The 4,005-nt window shown below is 52.6% G+C and carries 8 protein-coding genes; 3 read left to right on the top strand and 5 right to left on the bottom strand.

Annotation, left to right across the window (positions count from 1 at the left end):
• The first annotated feature begins 206 nt into the window (after nt 1-206).
• The 3 genes from dps to MVD07_RS10570 all read left to right on the top strand — a co-directional run bounded on the left by dps (nt 207) and on the right by MVD07_RS10570 (nt 1,619).
• Nucleotides 207-758: a DNA protection during starvation protein gene (gene dps / locus MVD07_RS10580; RefSeq protein WP_297501958.1), complete on the top strand. Its 552-nt coding sequence runs from the start codon at nt 207-209 to the stop codon at nt 756-758.
• A gap of 49 nt (nt 759-807) precedes the next feature.
• Nucleotides 808-1,110 carry a ferritin family protein gene (locus tag MVD07_RS10575; RefSeq protein WP_297501955.1) on the top strand — a complete coding sequence of 101 codons (303 nt, stop codon included), beginning with the start codon at nt 808-810 and terminating at the stop codon, nt 1,108-1,110.
• Nucleotides 1,111-1,172: 62 nt separating this feature from the next.
• Nucleotides 1,173-1,619 carry a ferritin family protein gene (locus MVD07_RS10570; RefSeq protein ID WP_297501953.1) on the top strand — a complete coding sequence of 149 codons (447 nt, stop codon included), beginning with the start codon at nt 1,173-1,175 and terminating at the stop codon, nt 1,617-1,619.
• 37 nt (nt 1,620-1,656) lie between these two features.
• Here the strand turns inward: MVD07_RS10570 and MVD07_RS10565 are convergent, their stop codons facing one another.
• The 5 genes from MVD07_RS10565 to MVD07_RS10545 all read right to left on the bottom strand — a co-directional run bounded on the left by MVD07_RS10565 (nt 1,657) and on the right by MVD07_RS10545 (nt 3,953).
• Complete coding sequence (locus MVD07_RS10565; RefSeq protein ID WP_297501967.1) at nt 1,657-2,178, bottom strand: ferritin family protein; 522 nt, start codon at nt 2,176-2,178, stop codon at nt 1,657-1,659.
• A 2-nt stretch (nt 2,179-2,180) separates the two neighbouring features.
• The gene (locus MVD07_RS10560; RefSeq protein WP_297501950.1) at nt 2,181-2,528 is read right to left on the bottom strand and encodes an iron-sulfur cluster assembly protein; all 348 of its coding nucleotides are present in this window, start codon (nt 2,526-2,528) and stop codon (nt 2,181-2,183) included.
• A 1-nt stretch (nt 2,529) separates the two neighbouring features.
• Nucleotides 2,530-2,889 carry a hypothetical protein gene (locus MVD07_RS10555; protein WP_297501964.1) on the bottom strand — a complete coding sequence of 120 codons (360 nt, stop codon included), beginning with the start codon at nt 2,887-2,889 and terminating at the stop codon, nt 2,530-2,532.
• A 32-nt stretch (nt 2,890-2,921) separates the two neighbouring features.
• A complete protein-coding gene (locus MVD07_RS10550; RefSeq protein ID WP_297501948.1) occupies nt 2,922-3,533 on the bottom strand; it encodes a hypothetical protein in 612 nt (203 codons plus the stop codon).
• A 72-nt stretch (nt 3,534-3,605) separates the two neighbouring features.
• Nucleotides 3,606-3,953, bottom strand: coding sequence for a desulfoferrodoxin family protein (locus MVD07_RS10545; protein ID WP_297501961.1), 348 nt, complete (start codon nt 3,951-3,953; stop codon nt 3,606-3,608).
• Nucleotides 3,954-4,005: the final 52 nt, after the last annotated feature.

Below are 4,005 nucleotides of genomic sequence, written 5' to 3'. Positions count from 1 at the left end.
GTCTCTTCCCGATCCGCTCTAAGACCTCAAGGAGCTTGAGCCTCTGTGGGGTTATCTTGTAGCCTTTTTTCCTCAGCCTTTCAACTGCCTTCTCCTTCCACATGGCTTGAGGTAGGGCGTTCCCTTTAAAAGTCTTCCTAAATAAAAATAATTTTTAAATAGAAAAGTTTATTAAGTAGAAATAACAATAGATAAGTGGTGATACCATGTCGGAACACAACAGAAGGCTCGTTGAGAGGGCCGGGATAGACGTTGAGAAACTTTTAGAGATGCTCCTGAAGGCCGCCGCGGCGGAGTTCACGACCTATTACTACTACACCCTGCTCAGGAACCACTCCGCCGGTCTGGATGGCGAGACCATAAAAGAAATCGTCGAAGATGCGCGCCTCGAAGACAGGAACCACTTTGAGGCCCTCGTGCCCAGGATTTACGAGCTTGGAGGCGAGCTCCCGAGGGACATCAGGGACTTTGCGGATATGGCTTGGTGTAGCGACGCCTACCTTCCCGAGAACCCAACCGTTGAGGAGATACTGAATGTTCTCCTCCAAGCGGAGCGCTGTGCCGTGGGGGTCTACACTGAGATATGCAGCTACACGATGGGCAAAGACCCGAGAACTTACGACCTCTCCTTGGCTATTCTCCACGAGGAGATAGAGCATGAAGCATGGTTCGAGGAGCTTTTGACTGGGAAGCCGAGCGGTCACTTCAGGCGCGGAAAGCCCGGCGAAAGCCCCTATGTCTCCAAGTTCCTTAGATGATGGAGGTAAGGGTTATTAAGCCTGGGGGAAAAGTTTAGGTGGTGGTACCATGCTCGCGAAATACCCGTTTGAGCTCCCAAGGAACAGGCCCCTCACCAAGAGGGAGATAGCCCAGGCCCTTCGCTGGGCAATCGAGGCCGAGCTCGATGCGATAAACATCTACGAACAGCTGGCTGAAGGTATTGAGGACGAGAGGATAAAGGGCATCTTCCTTGATGTCGCCAACGAGGAGAAGGAGCACTTCGGGGAGTTCCTCGCGGCACTCTTTGAAGTTGACAAAGAGCTCGCGAAGTACATGAAGGAGGGCTTTGAAGAGGTCGAGGAAGAGACGGGGATAAAGGTCGAACTCTGAGCTTCCATTTTCTTTTTCACTCGAAAACTTTATTGGGCGTTAGTACCATTTATTGGCTGGTGATGTCCATGTCTGAACCGCTTGTTAAACACGCCTACGAAACCGAAAAGAAGGCCGCTTCCAGCTACCTCGACGGTCTAAAACTGATAAAGGGCCAGGGTCTTAGCTATACCAATGTCGAGGAGATAGTCCTCCGCATAGCCGTTGACACTGTCATCCACAAGCACCTGATGGAAGCCATCCTCAACGCCCAGAGGGAACTGGGGGAAATCTCGGAGGGACCGATTGAAGAACTTAAGGAGGTTGAGCTCTCCCCGGAGCAGAAAGCGCTCGTCAAACGCTTCGCCGAGATGCACCTTGAGATAGAGAAGGACATGATCGAAACATATCAGAAGATGGCCGAGAAGATGACACATCCACTCTTCAAGGGGCTTGCCGAGGCCCTCGTGGAGAACGAGAGGGAGCATCACAGACTTCTTGCCGAGCTGATAGCAAAGTACAAGGAGTGACTTTTCTCTCTTCTTTGTATTAAAATTGGAAAGGGACTCACGGCCCGACGTTCATCATCTGGCTGTACATTGCCCAGTCGAGTAAAAGCTCGTATTCAGCCTTGAGGTTGTAGTAGTGCCCCCATTCCATATCGCTAAGGTAACGCATGAGCCTCTTCTTTTCCTCGCCCTCAACTATGTTTTCCAGCTCGGCGTAGAACTTTGCAGCTATTTCCTCCGCTTTCATGGCCCACCGGATGAGGTCTATTATGTCCTGAACGCCGTGCAGTTCCCTAGCGACGGGCTTAAGCTCGGGCCCTATGTGCTCCCTCGGGAAGACGAGTTCCTTTCCTGGGAACATGTTTTTATGTATTCTTCTCAACAGCTCCTCATGCTTCTTCTCCTCGCCGGCAAGCCACCCAATCTTTTCCTTGAGCTCCCTGATGTCAACCCTCTCGGCAAGGCTCTCGTAGAACCTTCTGGCACCTATCTCGGCCTTTACTGCCATCCCAAGGAGCTCCTCAGGAGAGAAGTCCTTAATCCTTTCAAGGGGAAGCCCCTCTTCGAGTTCGGGAACCATACTCATCCCTCCGCGAGCAACAGTCCAAGTTCATTGTAGACATTCACGCTATTAAACCCTTCCGATTTGAGAAGCCTGACGACCTCGTCCAGTATCTTCCTCTGGACGTTTATCGCGAGAACCTGACAGAAGTGGCATTCCGGAGTTGACCTCGCGAGGAGGAGGAAGACGTCAACTTTCTTTCCCTCAACCGTGACGCCATAGACGAGTCCCTCGTCGACTATGTCCAGCTCGGTCTCAGGGTCAATGACTCCCCTCAGCACCTCGACGACCCTTTTAACTTCCTCCGGCAGGTCTTCACGGGGGCCGGCTTTTCTGGGCCTCTTTTTGAAGATTTCGAGGAGACCCATCTCAGGCCCTCCCCCCTGAGATCCCTTCTGGTCGGCGTTTCCTCCGGTTCTCGAAGATCCCAACTATGTGGTTCCCCAGGTCGTAGATGTAGACGTTGTTGAACTTCACGAGGGCAAAGCGCTCCATTATGTCGCCTATTATTTTGGAGTAGGCTATCGCGCTCTCACCTGTGATGTTGTACTCGGCGTGGCTCTCGAACCTGAGCCAGACCTTGAGTGTGTCGTCGCTCACCTCCAGACCCGCTATGACCCCGGAGTCCAGTATGTTCCCACTGGTTACTGGGTCTGTTATCTTTTTCAGCTCCTCAATAACGGCCCGGTACTCGGGGGGCCATTCCCTATCGGGCGTGTAGATCTTCACTTTTCCCACCGTAGGAGGTCCGGGTAGGAAGGTTATAAGCCTTCTTGGACAGAGTTGGCGAACCGCTCTCTAGCCACGGCATGAAACCTGAAGAGGGCGTAGAGCCAGATTGAGAGAGAAACGAAGTAGAGGGCAATTCCTATCAGGAAGAACCACGAAATGTTTTCTAGAATCAGGAAGAGGACGAAGAGCCATGAGGCCGTTCTAGCTAGGGCAGAGAGCCTTTGGGGTGAGTGGGCATAAGAGACAAGGGCATTCATGAGAATGACTATTGCTATGGCGGAGAAGGACTCTGCGATCGCTCGGGATGTGGGGCTCATCATGACCACTGCCAGAAAGGCCAGTGCTGATTGGAGGAGCATCTCTTGCTTTGCCCTGACAAGGCCGCTCTCGGCCAGGGCGTAGGCTATCAGGGCAGGCCCGAGGAGAACCGCCCAGAACAGGGGATCTCCATCGTTCCATGCAATTGGTGTAAATCCTACTGCAGTCAAAAGACCGCCGATAAGAATGAGCAAAGAAAGCCTTCCTCCTCCGAGCCGAAACTTCTCGACGATCCTTGAAAGGCTCCAGGTTAGGAAGATTCCGAGAAGGGTCAAGACTCCACCCAGGGACATTAGTTCAGTATAAAGGCTCATCAATGTCACCAGCTATTTGACAGAGGATTTAAGCTTTAGGGGTAATAAACCTTGCGGAGAATAAAATTGTGAAAAAGGAAATCACTCAAGGCTAACCTCGTTCTCCCAGAGGCCGTGGATGTTGCAGTAGCTGAGCGCGTAGAGCTTGCCCTTCTTGCTCGTCCTGAAGAAGAAGATCGCCCTAGGCTCGGTGAGCGGGTCGCCGTGGTTGGTGAAGGCCACCCTGCCGATCATTATGGGGAAGTTCTCCCCCTCGGGGTGGAAGTAGAGCTCGATCCAGGCTATGTGGTGCTCCGGGGTGTTCGGGTGCGGTATCTCCTTTCCGACGCTGACCTCGACCTTGACGAGGTCGCCCTCCTTCTCGTACTCTATAACGGGGACGTGCTTCTCTCCCTTCCAGTCCCCACTCTTTATGGTTCCGCTTATCATGGCCACCACCTCACTCTATTTTCTCAAACTGATCCTTGGGTGCACCACAGAG

Origin of the sequence: Thermococcus sp. (genome assembly GCF_027008145.1) — an archaeon.
GTDB lineage: Archaea > Methanobacteriota_B > Thermococci > Thermococcales > Thermococcaceae > Thermococcus.
This window is presented reverse-complemented; position numbering and strand designations above follow the sequence as displayed.

What these genes read in the sequence shown, in the direction of transcription:
- dps (WP_297501958.1), top strand. Translation starts at nt 207, where the DNA reads ATGTCGGAACACAACAGAAGGCTCGTTGAGAGGGCCGGGATAGACGTT.
- MVD07_RS10575 (WP_297501955.1), top strand. Translation starts at nt 808, where the DNA reads ATGCTCGCGAAATACCCGTTTGAGCTCCCAAGGAACAGGCCCCTCACC.
- MVD07_RS10570 (WP_297501953.1), top strand. Translation starts at nt 1,173, where the DNA reads ATGTCCATGTCTGAACCGCTTGTTAAACACGCCTACGAAACCGAAAAG.
- MVD07_RS10565 (WP_297501967.1), bottom strand. Translation starts at nt 2,178, where the DNA reads ATGGTTCCCGAACTCGAAGAGGGGCTTCCCCTTGAAAGGATTAAGGAC.
- MVD07_RS10560 (WP_297501950.1), bottom strand. Translation starts at nt 2,528, where the DNA reads ATGGGTCTCCTCGAAATCTTCAAAAAGAGGCCCAGAAAAGCCGGCCCC.
- MVD07_RS10545 (WP_297501961.1), bottom strand. Translation starts at nt 3,953, where the DNA reads ATGATAAGCGGAACCATAAAGAGTGGGGACTGGAAGGGAGAGAAGCAC.